The 20,233-nt window shown below is 45.8% G+C and carries 17 protein-coding genes; 16 read left to right on the top strand and 1 reads right to left on the bottom strand.

Translation table 11 applies throughout. From position 1 onward, the window contains the following. Positions 1-88 precede the first annotated feature (88 nt). From coaBC to M3M37_RS02690, 7 genes are read left to right on the top strand one after another with little or no spacing between them, the layout of a single operon-like run. A complete protein-coding gene (gene coaBC, locus M3M37_RS02720; protein ID WP_252795621.1) occupies positions 89-1,282 on the top strand; it encodes a bifunctional phosphopantothenoylcysteine decarboxylase/phosphopantothenate--cysteine ligase CoaBC in 1,194 nt (397 codons plus the stop codon). Between the two features lie 30 nt (positions 1,283-1,312). Beyond that, entirely contained in the window at positions 1,313-3,727 is a 2,415-nt protein-coding gene (gene priA, locus M3M37_RS02715; protein WP_252795620.1) for a primosomal protein N', read from the top strand. Positions 3,728-3,736: 9 nt separating this feature from the next. Then, positions 3,737-4,690, top strand: a complete 954-nt coding sequence (gene fmt / locus M3M37_RS02710; protein WP_252795619.1) for a methionyl-tRNA formyltransferase — start codon at positions 3,737-3,739, stop codon at positions 4,688-4,690. After that, positions 4,671-6,011, top strand: a complete 1,341-nt coding sequence (gene rsmB / locus M3M37_RS02705) for a 16S rRNA (cytosine(967)-C(5))-methyltransferase RsmB (RefSeq protein ID WP_252795618.1) — start codon at positions 4,671-4,673, stop codon at positions 6,009-6,011. The genes fmt and rsmB overlap by 20 nt, the downstream gene beginning before the upstream one ends. Next, positions 6,008-6,913 (top strand): ribosome small subunit-dependent GTPase A, encoded by a 906-nt coding sequence (gene rsgA / locus M3M37_RS02700; RefSeq protein ID WP_252795617.1) that lies wholly within the window; start codon positions 6,008-6,010, stop codon positions 6,911-6,913. The genes rsmB and rsgA overlap by 4 nt, the downstream gene beginning before the upstream one ends. A 1-nt stretch (position 6,914) precedes the next feature. Continuing rightward, the gene (rpe, locus tag M3M37_RS02695) at positions 6,915-7,574 is read left to right on the top strand and encodes a ribulose-phosphate 3-epimerase (protein ID WP_252795616.1); all 660 of its coding nucleotides are present in this window, start codon (positions 6,915-6,917) and stop codon (positions 7,572-7,574) included. Positions 7,575-7,591: 17 nt separating this feature from the next. Further along, positions 7,592-8,236 (top strand): thiamine diphosphokinase, encoded by a 645-nt coding sequence (locus M3M37_RS02690; protein WP_252795615.1) that lies wholly within the window; start codon positions 7,592-7,594, stop codon positions 8,234-8,236. Positions 8,237-8,305: 69 nt separating this feature from the next. On the opposite strand, the gene rpmB is transcribed toward M3M37_RS02690, so the two are convergent. Next, the gene (gene rpmB, locus M3M37_RS02685; RefSeq protein ID WP_252767240.1) at positions 8,306-8,491 is read right to left on the bottom strand and encodes a 50S ribosomal protein L28; all 186 of its coding nucleotides are present in this window, start codon (positions 8,489-8,491) and stop codon (positions 8,306-8,308) included. A gap of 193 nt (positions 8,492-8,684) precedes the next feature. Between rpmB and M3M37_RS02680 the strand changes: the two genes are divergently transcribed. From M3M37_RS02680 to M3M37_RS02640, 9 genes are all read left to right on the top strand, one after another. Continuing rightward, on the top strand, positions 8,685-9,047 hold the full coding sequence (locus M3M37_RS02680) for an Asp23/Gls24 family envelope stress response protein (RefSeq protein WP_252767239.1): 363 nt from the start codon (positions 8,685-8,687) through the stop codon (positions 9,045-9,047). Between the two features lie 33 nt (positions 9,048-9,080). Continuing rightward, positions 9,081-10,787 (top strand): DAK2 domain-containing protein, encoded by a 1,707-nt coding sequence (locus M3M37_RS02675; RefSeq protein ID WP_252795614.1) that lies wholly within the window; start codon positions 9,081-9,083, stop codon positions 10,785-10,787. Positions 10,788-10,862: 75 nt separating this feature from the next. Further along, a complete protein-coding gene (gene recG / locus M3M37_RS02670; protein ID WP_252795613.1) occupies positions 10,863-12,893 on the top strand; it encodes an ATP-dependent DNA helicase RecG in 2,031 nt (676 codons plus the stop codon). A gap of 11 nt (positions 12,894-12,904) precedes the next feature. Continuing rightward, a complete protein-coding gene (plsX, locus tag M3M37_RS02665) occupies positions 12,905-13,924 on the top strand; it encodes a phosphate acyltransferase PlsX (RefSeq protein WP_252795612.1) in 1,020 nt (339 codons plus the stop codon). A gap of 18 nt (positions 13,925-13,942) precedes the next feature. Continuing rightward, entirely contained in the window at positions 13,943-14,194 is a 252-nt protein-coding gene (locus M3M37_RS02660) for an acyl carrier protein (protein ID WP_252795611.1), read from the top strand. Positions 14,195-14,273: 79 nt separating this feature from the next. Then, on the top strand, positions 14,274-14,984 hold the full coding sequence (gene rnc / locus M3M37_RS02655; protein ID WP_252795610.1) for a ribonuclease III: 711 nt from the start codon (positions 14,274-14,276) through the stop codon (positions 14,982-14,984). A 15-nt stretch (positions 14,985-14,999) separates the two neighbouring features. Then, the gene (smc, locus tag M3M37_RS02650; protein WP_252795609.1) at positions 15,000-18,548 is read left to right on the top strand and encodes a chromosome segregation protein SMC; all 3,549 of its coding nucleotides are present in this window, start codon (positions 15,000-15,002) and stop codon (positions 18,546-18,548) included. Further along, complete coding sequence (gene ftsY / locus M3M37_RS02645; RefSeq protein ID WP_252795608.1) at positions 18,535-19,866, top strand: signal recognition particle-docking protein FtsY; 1,332 nt, start codon at positions 18,535-18,537, stop codon at positions 19,864-19,866. The genes smc and ftsY overlap by 14 nt, the downstream gene beginning before the upstream one ends. A 2-nt stretch (positions 19,867-19,868) precedes the next feature. Beyond that, complete coding sequence (locus M3M37_RS02640) at positions 19,869-20,228, top strand: putative DNA-binding protein (protein ID WP_252795607.1); 360 nt, start codon at positions 19,869-19,871, stop codon at positions 20,226-20,228. Positions 20,229-20,233: the final 5 nt, after the last annotated feature.

The following is a 20,233-nucleotide window of genomic DNA, read 5'->3' as shown; positions in this document are numbered from 1 at the left end:
TGCCTAGGGCACCTGGCGTAGTGGTCTTTTTTATTAATGTAACAGTTAATTCGGTATAATAAGGTTAACGAATGACATGGGGTGAACTATGAACGGGAAAAAAATTACGTTATACATCACAGGAAGTATTGCGGCCTATAAAGCGGTTTATTTGTTACGACTTTTAATCAAAGCCGGAGCGGAGGTTCACGTGGTAATGACCGCGGCTGCTACCCGCTTTGTAACGCCTCTGACTTTTCAAACGCTTTCACAACATCCTGTCCTCACGGATGCAGATTGGGAGCAAACGGGAGTGGTTCACATTGAAGCAGCCCAGTGGGGGGATGTAAACGTTGTGGTACCAGCTTCTGCTGACTTCATTGCGAAGGCTGTCACTGGAATCGCTGATTCCCTGGCAACGACCACCTTCTTAGCAGCTCCGGCGCCGAAACTGGTGGTGCCGGCCATGAACGATGGGATGTGGAATAATCCCGCCACCCAAAGAAATTTGCAGCAACTTCGCCAAGATGGAATTCATACGGTAAGCCCTGATTCCGGCTTTTTAGCCGAAGGATACGCGGCTAAGGGACGAATGCCGGAACCAGAAATTATCAAGACCGAAATCGAAAAATTATTTACTAACAAGCAAGACTGGCAGGGCAAACGGGTTTTGATCACGGCCGGGGGCACCCGCGAAGATTTGGACCCCGTTCGCTATCTTTCCAACCGTTCTTCGGGAAAGATGGGCTATGCACTAGCGCGAGCTGCCCGAGCCCACGGGGCTGAAGTGACGCTAATTAGTGCGAACGTGACGCTACCAACCCCACCGGGAGTCCAACTCGTTCGGGTGCGGACGGCTCAAGATTTGGCGGCGCAACTACAAACGTTATTTCCCCAAACGGATGTCTTGCTCATGGCGGCAGCTGTGAGCGATTTTCGGCCGGCTCAGGTTGCTCCACAAAAGATCAAGAAAGCAGCAGAGGACGCCCATTTAACGTTAGAATTAGAAGCTAATCCAGATTTACTAAAGTTAGTAGCAACGCAAAAAAAGCCGGGCCAACTGGTGGTAGGTTTTGCCGCAGAAACCCAGGATTTAAAGCAAAATGCGGCTCGCAAGTTAGTTAACAAGAAGGCTGATTTTATCATTCTCAATGACGTGGGAAATCCGCAGATTGGTTTTAACGCAGATGATAATCAGGTGACGATTATTGGTGCAAATGGGTTTGAAACTCAAACTCCAGTCGAATCCAAAGCAGCAATTGCAGAGCGCATTTTAGCCGTGCTAAAGAAAACTTTTAACTAAATTAGACACTTTAAAGAAAGGGGGGTCAGTGTGACCATTGCAGAAGTAATCGTAGATGTTCCTACCCGTCAAACAAACTTTCCTTACTCCTACGTCGTTCCGGCAGCATTAACGGGTGAGATTCAACCGGGGATGCGAGTGGTTGTTCCCTTTGGTAAGGGTGATCGGAAGGTTGAGGGATTTGTAGTGGGCCTGAAAGATGCTGCGGACGTAACGGAGGCTGATTTGGCCAAACTCAAACCGATTGCCGGGTTAATGGATCTTAATCCCGTAGTGAATCCCGAGTTATTAGCGTTGTCCCAGTGGCTTTCCGAAACGACCTATTCGTTTCGGATTAGTTGTTTGCTGACGATGCTGCCCAACGTGATGAAGGCTAAGTACAAAACGTTGGTGACACCAGTTCCGCCGGTAAAAGATTCCTGGTTGCAGGAACGCTTTGCTACAGAATCTTCCCTACCATTGAATCAAGAGCACTTCACCACTGCCGAATTAGCGCGACTCACTAAGTTACGGCAGCAGGGAAAAGTGCAATTGCAGTATCAAGTACAGAATCAGGCGAAACGTAAGACCGAACTAGCGGTCGTTAATCAGATTAAAGACTTTGCGGCAGTTCGGCAGTTAATTCGGAAAAACGCCACGGGGCAACTTGCCTTACTGGATCAGTTAGAACAACAATCGCAAACGCCGTTAAAACAACGTGATTTAGTTCAAGAACCCGGGATTACCCCAGCGGTCATTAACACGTTTCAAAAACGCGGTTGGATTATGAAAACGGAAGTCGAAAAGTATCGTGATCCTAACAAGGAAGTGATTAAGCCGGATCAAGCGAAATCGCTTACTGCGGACCAGCGTCAGGCGGTCACGCAGATTAACGCCGCCGTTACGGAACACCAGGCAACTACTTTCTTATTAGAAGGAGTCACGGGCTCTGGCAAGACCGAGGTTTACTTACAGACCATTCAATGCGCTTTAAACCAAGGAGAACAGGCGTTGATGCTCGTCCCAGAAATTGCGCTGACTCCCCAGATGGTTAGTCGGGTGAAAAATCGGTTCGGCAGCCAAGTGGCTATCCTACATAGTGGTCTTTCGAACGGAGAAAAGTACGATGAATGGCGCCGTATCAACGAAGGCAAGGCTCAGGTAGTGGTCGGAGCCCGCTCCGCCATTTTTGCGCCCCTCGCCAAGTTAGGGTTAATTATTTTAGACGAGGAACATGATTCGAGCTATAAACAAAGCGATAATCCCCGTTACCATACTCGGGATGTGGCTCTGTGGCGCTCCCAGTATCACCATTGTCCGGTCGTGTTAGGAAGTGCCACTCCCTCGTTAGAATCCCGAGCGCGTGCAGAAAAGGGTGTGTATCAGTTATTACGCTTACCCCAGCGGATTAATCAGCAGCAACTGCCGGCGATTCAAATCGTGGATATGACCGATTCGGTGCAACGAACCGGGGACTTGTTTTCAAAAGAGTTGATTAGCGCCATCAAAGCAACGTTACAGCGCCACGAACAGGCCGTCTTAATGTTAAACCGGCGGGGCTTTTCTTCGTTCATGCTCTGTCGGGATTGTGGGTACGTACTAAAGTGTCCGCATTGTGATATTTCTTTGACCATGCATTTGGATACGCACACCATGAAATGTCATTACTGTGGTTATGAAACGGCGATTCCTAACGAATGTCCGCAATGTCATAGTCGTAACATTCGTTACTTTGGAACGGGGACGGAAAAAGCAACTCAGCAACTGCAACAATTAGTCCCAGAAGCGCGGATTTTGCGAATGGATGTGGATACGACTCGCAAAAAGGGCGCCCACCGCCGCATTTTGCAGCAGTTTGGGGAACAGCAGGCCGACATCTTGTTAGGAACCCAAATGATTGCGAAGGGGCTCGATTTTCCAAACGTAACGCTGGTGGGAGTTTTAAACGCCGATACCGGGCTCGACTTGCCTGATTTTCGGGCTAGTGAACGAACCTTTGATTTGTTAACCCAGGTCGCTGGTCGGGCAGGACGAGCGGAAAAACCGGGACAAGTCATCATTCAAACCTTTAATCCCGAGCACTATGCGATTCAACTCGCCCAACGTCAGGATTATGAGGCATTTTTCCAAAAGGAGATGCAACTCCGCCACCTGGCCGGTTATAGTCCTTATTTCTATACTGTTTTAGTAACGGTGAGTGCCTTACAGGAAGACGCGGCCGCCCAGGAAGCCTTGCGAGTATCGAATTTGCTACAAGCAAACGTTGCTCCCCAGACCGAGTTGTTGGGACCGACACCACGGCCCATTGCTCGGATTAAAAATCGGTACTATTATCAAATTATCATTAAGTATAAACACGATGAGCAACTTCCAGAGGTTTTGAATCGGATTCAAGCCATTTCCCAAACAGAGGTTCGCAAGGGCTTTCGGATTGCCATCGACGTGGAACCACAGAGTTTTATGTAGGAGGATCAAATGCAAAAAGTAGTTTTTATGGGGACCCCGCAGTTTAGCGTTCCCATCTTACGATCGTTAAACGAACACTATGACGTGGAAGCAGTGGTGACCCAACCGGATCGCCCGGTTGGCCGAAAACGGAAGCTGACTGCGTCACCCGTCAAGCAAACGGCGGAGGAACTCGGGGTGCCCGTTTTACAACCCGAAAAGCTAGGTGGCAGTCCTGAGTTACAACAAGTAATTGATTTAGCTCCGGATTTTATCGTTACCGCTGCTTACGGTCAGTTTTTACCAACGAAGTTACTGCAAGCTGCTCAAATCGCAGCGGTGAATGTACACGGATCATTACTCCCGAAGTATCGGGGGGGCGCTCCCGTTCAGTATGCGATTATGAATGGGGATGCCGAAACCGGTGTAACGATTATGTACATGGTCAAGGAAATGGATGCGGGAGACATCTTGGAACAAGCAGCCGTTCCCATCACCGATCATGATGATACGGAATCCATGTTTCAAAAGCTTAGCATCGTGGGGAGAGACTTGTTGTTAGACACGTTGCCCAAGTTAACTAAGCACGAAATTACGCCCAAACCCCAAGCTGAGGACCAAGTGGTATTTTCGCCCACGATTAAACGAGGGGAAGAGCAACTGGATTTCCGGAAACCCGCGCAAAATTTGGATTGGAAGGTACGCGCTTTGCGGCCTAATCCTGGGGCTTATGCGCTAGTGGACGGGAAACGGTATAAATTTTGGGACGTCCAACCAGTGGAAAAAACCACGAATTTGGCGTCTGGTCAAGTTGTCACTCGAACCAAGCACAGCTTAGAAATCGCGGCGGGAGACCAGACCGTCCTACAAATTAACGAACTGCAGCCAGCGGGAAAACCGAGAACCACGATTCAAGCCTTTTTAAACGGGAATCAGACACTACAAACAGGAGACCAATTTATTGATGAGTACGAACAAAAGTAATCCACGCGCCCTAGCGGTGGAAACGCTAGAACGCGTGCATAACGGCGCTTATTCTAATTTACAGATTAATAACGTGATTAGCGCGTCTGAGATGTCAGAAAAGGACATCCGTTTATTTACGAACATCGTTTATGGAGTGATTCAGCATCGGCTCACCCTTAATTACTACGTCCAGCAACTGGTCGGCCACGCAGATAAGTTACAACCGTGGGTCGTAGAACTCCTCGATAGTGCCATTTACCAGATGGTTTATTTGGATAAGGTTCCCAACCGAGCAATTTTTGACGAATCCATTAAAATTGCCAAGCAGCGCGGCCATGATGGAATTCGGCGGTTAGTCACGGGGGTTTTGCATACGATTGCGCGGCGGGGATTACCCGATCTGCAGCAAATTAAAGATCCGACCGAACGGCTTTCAATTTCGGTTAGTGTACCGGTTTGGTTGGTTAAAACCCTTACGAATCAACTAGGTCAAACTAAAGCAGAGCACCTACTAGCCACCATTAACCAACCTGCGAACCAATCCATTCGAGTGAACCGGATGAAAACCACGTCCGCTGAACTGCAAAAGCAGTTAGAAGCAGAAGGGTTTACGGTACGATCGAGTGTCGTTGCCGCCGATTCCCTCGTATTAAGTCATGGCGTGGCTGCCCATTTTGATCTATTTAAAGCGGGGTTGTACACGATTCAGGATGAAAGTGCGATGTTGCCGGTCCAAGCGTTACCGTTAGCTGAAAGTGATGTTGTGCTGGATGCTTGTGCGGCACCGGGTGGGAAGACTACCCAAATTGCCGAGCGGTTGACCACGGGGAAGGTCGTTGCATTAGATCTTCACGAAAAAAAGCTCAAAAAGATTCAGGAAAACGCGCAGCGTCTGGGAGTCGCTGATCGAATTACCACGCAGGCATTAGACGCCCGTCGGGTCACAACTGAATTTGCTCCCCAAACTTTCGATCACATTTTGGTGGATGCCCCGTGTTCTGGAATCGGTCTGATTCGACGCAAACCAGAAATTCGGTACGAAAAGACGTTAGCGGACGTGGAAAAATTAGCCAATATCCAGCAAGCGATTTTAGATGCAGTGGCACCAACGCTGAAAGTTGGAGGCATGTTAATCTACAGCACCTGTACTATTTTAGATCAAGAAAACATGGCGAACGTGCAGGAGTTTTTAGCAGCGCATCCTAATTTTGAAGCGGTTTACGTAACGACTAAGCAGGATTTAAAGGCCGGGCGAACGGAACCGGAGTTGAAAATTTATCCAGATGATTATGGCTCAGATGGGTTCTTCGTCGCAGGCTTGAGAAAGGTGGCAGAATGACAGACGTTCAAAAGGGGAAAATTTACCAATCACTCAGTGGTTTTTACGACATCGTTTTGAACGGAAAAACCTATCGAACCCGGGCTCGGGGTAATTTTCGTAAGCACCAGATTAAGCCCCTGGTTGGTGACTGGGTGGAGTTTACGGCTCCTAATCAACAGGAGGGATATGTGTTAAAAGTCTTACCGCGTTTTAACGAGCTGGTTCGGCCCCCAATTGCGAATACAGATCAGGCGTTAGTGGTCACATCGGCAGTCGAACCCGATTTTTCTGCTAGTTTACTAGATAAAGAACTAGTTGCTTTAGAACGAGAGAACATTCAACCAATTCTGGTGTTCACTAAGGTAGATCTACTGTCAGAAACTGCCAAACCGCACTTTTTACAAATCGTCCAAAATTACCGGCAATTAGTGGGGTATCCAACCATCATTGCGACCGAACCAACGGCAGACACCCAGCTGCTTAGTCGCCTGACGGATAAACAGACGGTTGTAATGGGGCAAACCGGAGCCGGAAAATCGACCCTTTTGAATCACTTGGATCCAGAGTTAAACCTCGCAACCGGAGAGATTTCGCAGGCATTGAGCCGGGGCAAGCACACCACTAGAAAAGTTTCGTTGGTTACCATTAATGGTGGGTTAGTTGCTGATACTCCGGGCTTTTCTTCCTTTGAAACCATGGACATTCAGCCGACCGAGTTAAAAAATTATTATCCCGACTTTGTCCGCGTTGCCATGAACTGTAAATTCCGGGAGTGCGTGCACATTAACGAACCGGATTGCGCTGTGAAGCAGGGGGTAAAAAATGGTACAATTTTAACGAGCCGATATGAAGATTATGTCGACCAGTATCAAACCATTAAGGCCCAAAAACCGGTCTACCGACGGAAAAGAGGAAATTAATATGATTAAAGTGGCCCCATCAATTTTAAGTGCAGATTACATTAACCTACAAAAGAGCATTGAAGCAGTCGATCAAGCGGGAGCAGAAGTGCTTCACATTGACGTTATGGACGGTTTGTTTGTTCCAGCCATTTCCTATGGTCCAGCTTGGGTTAAGGCAATTCGGCCGATTACCCAAATGGAATTAGATTGTCATTTGATGATTGAAAATCCAGAACGGTACGTGGATACGTTTGCTGACAACGGAGCTGATTTAATTGGGGTTCACGTGGAAGCAACTCCTCACATTCACCGGGCTTTACAGATGATTAAGAACAAGGGTGTGAAAGCTGAAGTTGTCATTAACCCGGGAACGCCAGTGAGCTTGATTAAACCCGTGTTGTATCTCGTTGATCAAGTATTAGTTATGACGGTTAACCCTGGTTTTGGGGGTCAGCAGTTTATTCCCGAAACGATTAGTAAGATTAAGCAACTAAATCGACTTCGGAATGAAAATGAAGACTACGACTTTACCATTGAAATTGACGGAGGGATTAACGACCAGACGGTGGTTAAACCATACGAAGCCGGGGCGGACGTTGCCGTAGCTGGTTCGTACGTCTTTGGCGCTGAGAATCCTGCCGAACGGGTGCAAGCAATCAAAAAGGCAACTGATTTTTAAAAGCGGAGATCAAGTTAATGGAGACAGTTAATTTGTTGGCCGGGGGACCTAAATCTGAATGGCCGGTTGATTTGAAGCACCAGTTGGAACAAAAGCCCTGTATCGGAATTGATCGGGGCACGTTGCATTTGCTGGACATGGGGATTACACCATATGCAGCCATTGGCGATTTTGATTCCGTTTCCGCGGATGAGCTTACGTTGATTAGGCAACGTGTGGAGATTGTGCACCAGTCTAATCCAATTAAGGATGAAACCGATACAGAGTTAGCGTTACAGTTTGCGGGTCAGCAATTTCCCGCGTCCCACCTAACTTTATACGGATTTTCGGGCGGTCGGTTGGATCAGCTTCTGACTAATTTGTTAATGGTTTATCGACCGTTTTTAACGGATGTGATTACGCGCTTAACACTGCAAGATCGTCACAATTGGATTCAGTTCTATCAACCGGGAACGAATTTGGTGGAGAAGCAACCGGGGATGAAATACCTGGATTTTGTGGCTCTGGAGCCGACCACGTTGACGCTTCCCAACGAAAAGTATCAACTAGATCAGTTTATGGTCAAACGACCCACCTCGTTTTCCAGTAATGAGTTTCTGGGTGAACAAGGTACATTTACGTTTGATCAGGGAATCATGATGGTGATTCAAAGTCATGATTAACGTAAAACAAAAGAGCAACCGCATTTGCGGTTGCTCTTTTGTTTTAATTAATTAAAATGTGGATAAAGCTTAAACCCGTTTGAATTTACCAGATTTTAAAGTTCTGGCACTTAACCAAACTTTCTTTGGTTTCCCATCAACTAAAATCCGTACTTTTTGCAAATTCGGCTTCCAACTACGTCTCGAAGCGTTCAATGCGTGAGAGCGACGGTTACCAAAGTGGGTTCTCTTTCCAGTTAAAGCATCCTTAGCCATGAAAATCCCTCCCTTGTTATAAAATAAAGCGTAATTAGCTATATGACTAATCTAGCACAAGTTTAGCGCAATTGCAATTTTTCTTTCAAGTAATCTTACTTGACAGTAAAGAACGGAATGTTTTGGTTTTTAAAACCAATATGTTAATATATAGTATCGTGAGAAACTCGTTAAAAATAGGGAGATGCATCCGATGGCTGTAAAAATGAACACTAAATATGGATCAATTGATATTGACAATGATGTAATTGCTACGGTAGTCGGTGGTGCCGCTACCGATAATTATGGGGTAGTCGGAATGGCTAGCCGTAATCAAATTAAGGACGGAATGAACGAAATTTTACGTCGGGATGCTTATTCCCGCGGAATTGTGGTTCGTCAGATTGATGATGAAATTCAAGTCGACGTTAATATAATCGTCAGCTATGGAACTAAGATTTCTGAGGTTTCACGGACCGTACAGGCCAAAGTTAAATACAATCTAGAAACGATGTTAGGGGTAACCGCTGACTCCGTGAATGTGTTTGTACAGGGTGTTAAGGTCATTAACGACTAAATAAGTTTGAATTAAGAGGGAGATTGGATAATTGTGTCAGTAACGAAGATTACTACTAAAGAGTTCGACCAAATGGTTCAAGCTGCAGCGGTCGTCCTCCAAAATAATGCAGAATTTATTAATTCTTTAAACGTTTTTCCGGTTCCAGATGGAGATACCGGGATGAATATGAGTTTGTCGTTTGCGAGTGGAGCAAAGTACGTCGCGAAGGAATCCCAACAAACGGTAGGAGCTAAAGCAGCTGCCCTTGCCAAGGGTTTACTGATGGGAGCTCGAGGAAATTCCGGGGTCATTTTGTCCCAAATTTTCCGAGGATTTTCTAAAAACGTAGAAGGAAAAACCGACTTAACGGCACAGGAATTTTCCGATGCCATTACAGCTGGAGCTAAAACCGCCTACAGTTCGGTGATGAAGCCAACTGAAGGAACCATTTTAACGGTCATTCGGTTTGCCGCTAATGCTGGTCGCAAAGAAGCAGCGCAAACTGATGATTTGGGAGTGGTGAGTGATGCCATTAAGCAGGGAGCCCAAACTGCTCTAAAGCAAACACCTGATTTACTTCCAGTTTTAAAACAAGTTGGAGTAGTTGACTCTGGCGGACAAGGTTTGACCTTTGTGCTGGAAGCTTTTGCTGACATTTTGAATAACCGTGAGCCTTCCGATGACGTTCATGCTAAGTTTAATGTCGAAGCCAACAAGATGGACGAGATGGTGAAAAAATCAGACCATGCTAGTGCACAGGGACAACTGAACCCTGCCGACATCGTTTACGGTTATTGTACTCAAATGACGGTACGCTTTGGGAAGGGCAAGGAGTACAAAGATAAATTTGATTATGATCATTTTTATGACCATCTTGCTCCCCTCGGTGATTCGTTGTTAGTGATCAATGATGATGAAGTTGCCAAAGTTCACATCCATACGGAACACCCTGGCAAGGTATTGGCTTGGGGTCAAAATTTTGGTGACTTGATTAACATCAAGATTGATAACATGCGGGAACAACAAGAAACCATCATGGAAAATGATGAAGAAGTTGAATCCACCACCCCGGAACCAAAAGCTACATCAGAAGAACCAGCTGCTGAAATGGCTGTAATTGCCGTTGTCGCCGGAGCTGGATTGGAAAAGCTGTTTAAGAGTTTAGGCGTTACCAAGATTATTAGCGGTGGTCAGACCATGAACCCTAGTACCGAGGATATCGTAAAGGCTGTTAATGCGACGAACGCTAAACACGTTTTGGTTTTACCTAACAATAAGAACATCTTTTTAGCCGCCGAACAAGCAGAAGATTTAACGGACGTTCCGATGAAGGTAGTCCACACGAAAACCATTCCGCAAGGATTAACAGCCATGTTTGCATACAATCCGGAGGCCAATTTGAGTGATAACCGAACGGCAATGGATGATTCGTTAGATACGGTTAAGAGTGGTCAAGTAACAATCGCGATTCGAGATACCAAGCTCGACGGGTTAGAAATTAAAAAAGGTCAATTCATGGGCATTATTGATGGTCAGATTAAGATTACGGCAGAAACGTTGGATGACGCAGCCGTGCAAATGACCAAGCAAATGTTAGATGATGACAGTGAAAACGTGACGATTATTTATGGTGAAGGGGCGACTGAAGCTGATGCGAAAAAAGTTGAAGCAGCCGCAGAAGCCGTTGATGATGAATTAGAAATCGAAATTCACGCTGGAAACCAACCAGTTTATCCGTTCATTATTTCGGTGGAATAAAACAAAGGAAATTAAGCAAGGCTGTCAATTCTACTAGAATTGACAGCCTTTTCCTACAGTTAGGTGGCGAAATTGATGCAGAATATTTTGGATCCAGTGGGAACCCTTAAGGGAGTGGGTCCCAAAAAGCAAGTTGCCCTGGCGGACCTTAACATTCGGACCGTGTTTGATCTTTTGACCTATTTTCCGTTCCGATATGAAGATTTTCGCAGCCAAGCACTTGCTGATTTGCAAGACCAACAGTTAGTGACGTTAAAGGGAACAGTGGCCACCGAACCGGTCGTTAACTACTTTGGACGGCGGAAAAACCGCCTAGTTTTACGGTTAATAGTAGACAACGATGTCGTCCCAGTAACTTTTTTTAATCAGCCCTGGCTGAAAAAGCAAATAGAAGCAGGGCAACAGTTGTTAGTTCATGGTAAATTTGATGCTGGGAAAAAGAGTTTAACCGGAATTAAACTGCTAACTAATGATCACCAACAGTTTAACTCGATTTACTCGGTTAACCATCAAATTACCCAAAAAACGCTTCAGGCGTTGATTAAACAAGCTTATTCCGAATATCAAGCGGTCATCGAAGACTTTGTTCCCAGCTGGATTCGAACTAAATTTCGCTTGGAACCACTGAAAACGGTGATTAAGGAAATGCATTTTCCGAGTGATCCTCAAGCGGTTAAATTGGCGCGTCGAACGGCAAAATTCAATGAATTCTTTTTGTTTCAGATGCGATTGCAAACCTTGAAGCAACGCCAGCAACAGCCAGAACCCAAGGCTCAGATTAAGACAGACAAGTTAACTCTTCAACCGTTTATTGAGCAATTGCCGTACCAATTAACGGACGCTCAGGATCGAGTGGTAAACGAAATTTTAATGGACTTGCAACGTCCTGTTCCGATGAACCGACTCTTACAGGGAGATGTCGGGAGTGGGAAAACCATTGTTGCTGCGTTAGCAATCCTAGCCACCATTTTGTCACACCAACAGGCCGTGTTACTGGCCCCGACCGAAATTTTAGCGGAGCAACACGCTAATAGTTTGGCGCAGTTGTTTGCGGGAACTAACGTTAATATTGCCCTGCTGACTGGGGCAACCTCTGCTAAAGCGCGGCGGACGTTATTACCACGGATTAAAGCGGGTCAAATTGACTTAGTTGTGGGAACACACGCCCTGTTTCAACCTAGTGTAAAGTATCATCATCTGGGTTTAGCAGTCATTGATGAACAACATCGTTTTGGAGTAAACCAACGCAAGCAGATGCGGGAAAAGGGGCCAGCGACAAACGTTTTGTCGATGACAGCAACTCCCATTCCGCGGACGTTGTCGATTACTGCTTATGGTGAGATGGATGTTTCTGTGATTGATGAACTTCCCGGGGGTCGGAAACCGATTAAAACGACCTGGATTAAAAGCAGTCAAGAAGAAACGATGATGCAGTTTGTCCGCAAGCACCTTCATAACGGGGAACAGGCTTATGTGGTGGTTCCTCTGATTGATGAATCAGACGCAGTCGAAATGCGGAACGTGATGATGACCTATTCTCACTTTCAGGAACAGTTGGGTCAGGACTTTCACGTGGGTCTATTGCACGGACAGATGAACGAAGCCGATAAAAACCAGGTCATGGATGATTTTAAGCAGAATCGGACTCAGGTGTTGGTTTCAACCACGGTAATTGAAGTAGGGGTGGACGTTTCTAACGCGAGTGTGATGGTCATTTATGATGCGGATCACTTTGGCTTAGCCCAGCTTCATCAGTTGCGTGGCCGGGTGGGTCGAGGGGATCAGCAGTCCTACTGTATTTTGATTGCCGATCCGAAAAACAAGGTCGGGGTACAACGGATGAACGTGATGAGTACCTCGACCGACGGTTTCTTTATTTCGCAAAAAGATTTAGAATTAAGGGGTCCGGGTGACATTTTAGGCAAGCAGCAATCGGGAATTCCAAGTTTCAATGTGGGAGATCCGATTACCGATGTGAATGTCTTGAGTGCCGCCCAAGAAGTCGCTAAAATGGTGACTGATAATCCTGAGTGGATGCAAGATCCAGAGAACCAAAACTTAGTTCGACAATTACAAACATTAAATAACAATACCTCATTTGATTAAGGAGTTACTGCATGATTAAAATTGCAATTGATGCTATGGGTGGCGATTACGCCCCTCAGGCAATTGTGGCGGGCGCAGAATTAGCCCGTGATGCTAGTCAAGACGATATAGAATACATCTTGTTTGGGGACCAGCAGCAAATTGAGCCGTTAGTAAAAAACAAGCAGCACATTCAGATTGTTCACGCCGATGAAGTAATTAAAATGGATGATGAACCCGTGCGCGCGGTCAAAAAGAAGAAACGAGCTAGTTTGGTATTAGCAGCCCAAGCGGTTCGAGCTGGGGAAGCAGACTTATTGCTTTCGGCTGGAAATACCGGAGCCTTAATGGTTGCAGGCTTGTTGATTATCGGCCGGATGCGGGGAATTAGTCGGCCTGGTTTGATTGTGACCCTCCCCGTTGTAGACAATGACCAAGGTTTTACCATGATTGATGCCGGTGCGAATGCAGATGCCAAGGTGGAAAACATATTGCAGTACGCTCAGTTAGGGAAGCTGTACAGTCAACTGGTGCGCAAGATTGATAACCCCCGAATTGGCTTGATTAATAACGGAACGGAGCCCGATAAAGGTGACGTTAATCACCGAAAAATGTATGAAGAACTCGAAAAAATGGGGCAGGTTGGTGAGTTGAATTTCATCGGAAACGTGGAAGCCCGAGATCTCTTACATAACGTAACCGACGTGGCGGTAACTGACGGTTTTACTGGGAATGCGGCGTTAAAAGGGATTGAAGGTAGTGCCTTAGCTGTGGTTAATATGATTAAAGATAGTATTAACGACGGTGGTCTTCGAGAAAAACTCGGTGGCTTATTGTTAAAGCCAGCGTTAAAACAAATTGCCAAAAAGATGGACTATACGCGGTACGGTGGCTCCGTCTTGCTGGGGTTAAAAGCGCCGGTGATTAAAACGCATGGGAACAGCAATGCCAAAACAATTTTCTACGCCTTGCAAAGCGCAGCCGAAGTGGCCAATTCAAATTTAGTGGACGGAATTGCAACGCAATTTCATGCTGATCAACAGCAAAAATAACGGTGGAGGGATTTTACCATGGACGAACAAACGGTATTTGCAACGGTAGCACAAACGCTGGAAGATCAATTTCAAGTTAAAAAGGATGAAATTAACTTGGAAACTAATTTCCAACGGGATTTAGGTGCCGATTTTGTGGACTTGGCCCATTTTATCGTTGAGCTTGAGGATGAGTTTGGGGATGTCATTCCAGACGATGCCGCGGAACAAATTGATACGGTTCAGGATTTAGTGACCGTGATCGTTAAAAACACGCCAAAGCAAAAATAAATGAAACCCCATCATGGACTGATGGGGTTTTTCGTTTAATGCTATAATGGAATCATTAAACAATCGGGAGGAACTTCACTTGCAGAAAGAATTTGATCACAAATTAGCCAGTGATTATAACATTAAATTTAACAATGAGGCATTATTAGACGAGGCTTTTACGCAGGCTTCTTACGTTAACGAGCATCCGGATGAAGACCTTAAGTTCTACGAACGGCTAGAATTTTTAGGGGATGCGGTTTATCAATTAGTGGTTTCTGATTACATTTTTAAACGTTATCCAGAAATGCCGCAAGGACGATTAACTCGGCTCCGGGCCGCGATGGTTAATCGCCATAGTTTTAGCCGCTTTGCTCGTGAATGTCACTTTGACAAATACATTCGGTTGGGAAAAGGGGAAGAAAAGGCGGGCGCCCGCAATCGCGATTCATTACTCTGTGACATCTTTGAATCGTTTATTGGGGCCGTTTACCTGGATCAAGGAATTGAAACCGTGAAAAACTTTTGTCGCTTAGTGATTTTCCCTAAGCTTGATGAAGGTTGGTTTGATGAATTTTTCGATCATAAGACCGAATTACAAGAAGCAATTCAAGTTAATGGGCCCGTCGACATTAACTACGAACTCTTAGATGAAGATGGACCCGATAACGACCGTCAGTTTAAGGTTGCCGTTTTGGTAGATAACCAAGAACTAGGCGTGGGTGAGGGACATTCGAAAAAAAGTGCTGAACAAGCAGCGGCCAAGGCTGCGTTGGACAAACTAGGGATTAAAGACCAAAAACTACAATAAAGTGGGTGAACGTTCGTGAAGTTACAGTCAATTCAAATCTCTGGATTTAAATCATTTGCCGAGCGAACGGTCATTGACTGTCAAGACGGTTTAACGGGCATCGTAGGTCCCAACGGAAGCGGAAAAAGTAACATTATTGAAGCAATTCGGTGGGCCTTAGGGGAGCAGTCGGCCAAGCAGCTACGTGGTCAGAAAATGAAAGACGTAATTTTTTCTGGTTCCAATGATCGGCGACCGTTGAATCGAGCCGAAGTAAGCTTACAATTTGAAAATCATGACCACTACTTAGACACCGATTATAGCGAGGTTAAAATCACCAGACGATACTATCGCAATGGTGAGAGTAATTATTTAATTAATGATCAAGAATGTCTCCTACGAGATATTCAGCGCCTATTTTTAGATACTGGCTTAGGTGAAGGGTCGTTGTCCATCATTTCCCAGGGAAACGTGGATGATATTTTAGCCGGAAACGGGGAACAACGACGCGCGGTAATTGAAACCGCTGCGGGAGTGTATCGGTATAAAAAACAAAAGGCTGATTCGGAAAAGAAACTAGCTGATACCCAGGCGAACGTCGAACGAGTCTCAGACATTGCCCGCGAACTAAATAAGCAGTTAGAGCCGTTAAAAGCACAATGCGCAACGGCTAAGGAATACTTAGAACACACGGCTCGTTTGGAGCAGTTACGCTATACCCAGTTGGTTACTCAACAGCAGCATTTCCGGCAGCAACAGCGACTGACTACTGCTCAACTGCAAGCACAATCGGTTGAACAACAGCGCGTAACGAAGCAATTAGAACGGTTAACAGAACGCAAACAAACGGTTCGCCAGCAGCTAACAACGGCTGAACAACGGCAAGATGAATTGCAGCAGCAATTATTAACCGCGACCAAGCAACTGGAGACTGCTACTGGAAAAGCCAAACTTCGTGAACAGCAGCTTGAATTTAAGCAAGCCCAGCTCACTGAACTCCAGCAACGGCAGCAACAGGAGCAAGATAAAATTACCCAACTCACGGAACAGCTTCAAGTAGCTCAAACGACAGAACAAGCGACCAACAAACGCTTACAAACGTTAACTAAGCAAATTGAAGCGAGCGATGCCACGAAGAAACTGAAACAGGTGGATGCAGAAGAAGCTGAATTAGAGCAAGCCCAGAGTCAATACGTTGCGTTAATGCAAAAGTTAACGAATCAAAAAAACGAGCTACGGATGGCAGACCAACTGTCGGAACGACAACAACAGGCCTATCAAGAAAAACAACGCCAACTACGTGAATTAGAAACAGAACAACTTCGTCAGGAAGCAGCATTAGCTACGGCCACGCAGGACGTGGAGAACTTGCAACAACAAGTTACGCAAGCACAAGCACAGCAACAACGGTTTCAAGCCCAAGTTGATGAGCTGGCTAATCAACAGGAACAGCAACAACAAAGTTGGTATCAACAACTTCGTGATCTGCAGACGGTTAAGACCGAATGTGATAGTTTACAAAATATGGTGACGGGGCATAATAATTTGTACCGGGGCAGTCGGAATTTACTGCAACATCGTGACGAATTAACTGGAATTTTAGGACCAGTCGGTGATTTCTTGCAGGTTGAGGAGCGCTATTTACAAGCGATTGAAACCACGCTAGGCGGTGCCATCCAGCAAATTGTAGTTGACAACGTCAAAAATGCCCGGCAGGCCATTCGCTTTTTAAGTCAACGGCAACTCGGCCGGGTAACGTTATTGCCACTAGACGCCATTAATGAACGATTTGTGAATCCCAGTTTGCTGCGGATGGCTGAACAACAACCCGGTTTTTTAGGTGTCGCTGCTGACTTAGTTACCATGCCGGCCAAAATGAAACGGGTTAAAGTTCATTTGTTGGGAAACGTGATTATTGCAGATAATTTGGAGCATGCCACGGCAATTAGTCAACTGGTTCAACGCCGGGTTAAAATTGTAACGTTAACCGGAGAGGTGGTTAATGCAGGGGGATCCATTACCGGAGGAAGAAACCAACGGGATGAAAGTGGAATCTTGCGGCAACGCCAACGATTAGACCAGCTAACGCAACGGAAAACCCAGTTACAACGACAGTTAAAACAACAGGAACAACGGCTAGCAGAAATTAAGCAAGCAGGGCAAACCGCTCAAACTAAACGGGACGAATGGTATCAACAAGAATCAACTCAGACTGCGGAGTTAAAGATGCAGCAGCAACAAGTTGCGCAATTAACGGAACAATTAGAACAACAAAAACGAGAACAGGAGGCGACTCGACTGCAGTTAAAACTGAATTTTGCAGATGATCAGCAAATGCCAGTCGATTCGCAAGCTATTGCCCAAACTCAAGCTGAGTTAGATCAGAATCAAGCAACTGTCAAGCGCTTGAAACAAGCAATCCAAACCCATAAGCAACAACAGCAACAAAGTCAGTCCGTTTTGATGAAACAGCAACAGCAGGAGAGTCAGATTCGGGAAAGACTGAAACAGGAGCGCAATCAAGTTCATCAGGTAACGGAACAGCTGCGAACCGAACAGGATGCTGAAGTACGGTTACAACAACAACTGACTCAAGTGCAACAAGAGTTAGCTGAATTACAACCAGACGTAACCATTGACCCTGCTGAACTCCAAAGTCAGATTGAGAAACAACAACAAGAGTTACAGGAAATTAAACAGCAAATCACGACGGGGAGATCCAGGGCTGAGACGTTGGAAAGTGAAATTACAGAGCAACAACAAGCTTTGACAAAGGTCCAACAACAAGCTCATGAACTTCAAGCCGACGGCAAGATTCAACAGCAACATCTAACTGATGTTCAGGTAGAATTGCAATCCTTACAGGATAGTGCGAACCAGGAATTGCAGGTTCTTGAGTTAGATGAAACCAGCCTGCAACAAGAATTGGACCAGGTTCAAACCAAAATAACGGCGCTTGGTCCCGTCAACGTGGGTGCCATTGCTGCTTATGATGAATTAAAAACGCGCTCAGACTTTGTGAACGGACAATTAGACGACCTCTTAGCTGCAAAAACCCAGTTGTTAACGATTATGAATCAGATGGATCAAACGGTGAAAGAACGGTTTCAAACGACTTTTAACGAGGTGGCTTCCGCTTTTACTGAAGTCTTTCGGCATATTTTTGGTGGTGGAGAAGCTAAGCTAAAACTAGCGGATCCCCATCACTTATTGACGACGGGAATTGACATTCTTGTGAAACCACCAGGAAAACGGTATCGGGATTTGAGTTTGTTATCTGGTGGAGAAAAGGCTTTAACGGCCTTAGCTTTATTGTTTGCGGTCTTGCAGGTGAAGCCAGTACCGTTCGTGATTTTAGATGAAGCAGAATCCGCGCTTGATCCAGCGAACGTGGACCGCTTTGCTCGTTACATGCAAAAATTGAAAAAACAAACTCAGTTTATTGTGATTACCCACCGAAAGGAAACCATGGTTTATGCAGACCAATTGGTAGGGATTACCATGCAGGATTCTGGAGTTTCAAAGTTAGTATCCGTTAACTTAGAAGATACCCAACAAAGGAGACATAACGATGGGATTATTTGACATTTTTAAACGAAAAAATCAGAACGAGCACGAACAGCCGGAGCAAGTTGATGGTTCTGAATCAATTTCCGCAGAACAATCCCAGACAGCTGAATCTGATGCCGCGCAATCAGAAACAACGGCAGCTGTTAGCACAGAGCAATCAACGGCTAGTACGGAAACTGCAATCGCTTCTGCAAGTGAAAGTGCTAGCTCGCAGGCAAACGAAGCCTCAACTGCAACGGAATCGGAATCCACTACTGCGGAAAGTACAACGGAAACTGCGTCTGAAACGGCAGCTTCCGCGGAGAAAATTGAGTCAGAATCAGCAATTGCTGCTACAGACGAAGTAGCTACATCTAAGCATTCCGAGGAACCAGAACAACTGGGGCAACAAACTCCGCAAGCAGCAGAACAAAAGTATGAACACGGGTTGTCGAAATCACGGTCTTCCTTTGGTCAAAGTTTAAACCGTCTGTTTGCCAACTTCCGGTCGGTGGATGAAGACTTTTTTGATGATTTAGAGGATACCCTAATCCAAGCTGACGTGGGAGTTAATACGGCAACCGAGATTAGTGATCAACTTCGCGATGCCGTGCGGTTAAACAACATTAAAAAGCGCAATGAAGTTCAAAACTTCATCGTCCAAAAATTAGTCGAAATTTATGATGTGCCGGACCAACAATCAATGGAACTGCAACAAAATCCGGACGGGACGACCGTAATCTTGATGATTGGGGTTAATGGGGCTGGTAAGACCACCACGATTGGAAAACTGGCGAACCAGTATCGTTCGGAAGGGGAAAAAGTGTTAGTGGCTGCGGCTGATACGTTCCGGGCGGGAGCCATTGAACAGCTAGCTGAATGGGCGCGCCGCGATCAGGTGGATATCGTGCAAAAACCGGAAGGTAGTGATCCCGCTTCGGTAGTCTTTGACGCGGTAAAACGAGCTAAAGACGAAGATTACGACATCTTGTTAGTTGATACGGCGGGACGGTTACAAAACAAGGTTAACCTGATGAAAGAGCTGGAAAAGATGAATAAAATCATCCATCGAGAGATTCCAGGGGCACCGCAAGAAGTCCTCTTGGTAATTGATGCGACGGTCGGACAAAATGCCTTAACTCAGGCAAAGCTCTTTCGGGATGTAGCAGACATTACCGGAATTGTCTTGACCAAGCTTGACGGAACGGCCAAGGGTGGAATTGTCCTAGCCATTAAGCAAGACTTGGGGATTCCCGTGAAGTACGTTGGATTAGGGGAAGGGGTTAATGACCTCCAGACCTTTAATCCGGAAGAATTTGTGTATGGGCTCTTTAAAGGCCTCATTAAGGAATAACCATGGAAACTGATTTTAATGCTAAACTAGCTAAGGATAACCGGATTAACGCGTTGTTTGATTTTTACGGCAGCTTATTGACGCCCAAACAGGCTGATTACATTCGCCAGTACTATGCTGACGACCTATCACTGGGTGAGATTTCTGAGAATTTTAACGTGAGTCGGCAAGCGGTGTATGATAATATCCGTCGAACCGAGCTGACCCTAGAGCGGTACGAAGAGCGGATGGGTTTGTATCAAAAATTTGTGGCGCGCAATCAGCTGATTGATCAATTAGCGCAGGTCGTGCACACTAAACATGCGGATGATGTGCAATTAAACGAGTTAATGAACCGGTTAGAGCAACTAGAAGAAAACTAAAGGAG

It is taken from the genome of Fructilactobacillus carniphilus (assembly GCF_024029675.1).
Classification (GTDB): Bacteria; Bacillota; Bacilli; order Lactobacillales; family Lactobacillaceae; genus Fructilactobacillus; species Fructilactobacillus carniphilus.
The sequence above is the reverse complement of the archived record's forward strand: the minus strand, read 5'-3'. Positions and strand labels throughout refer to the sequence as shown.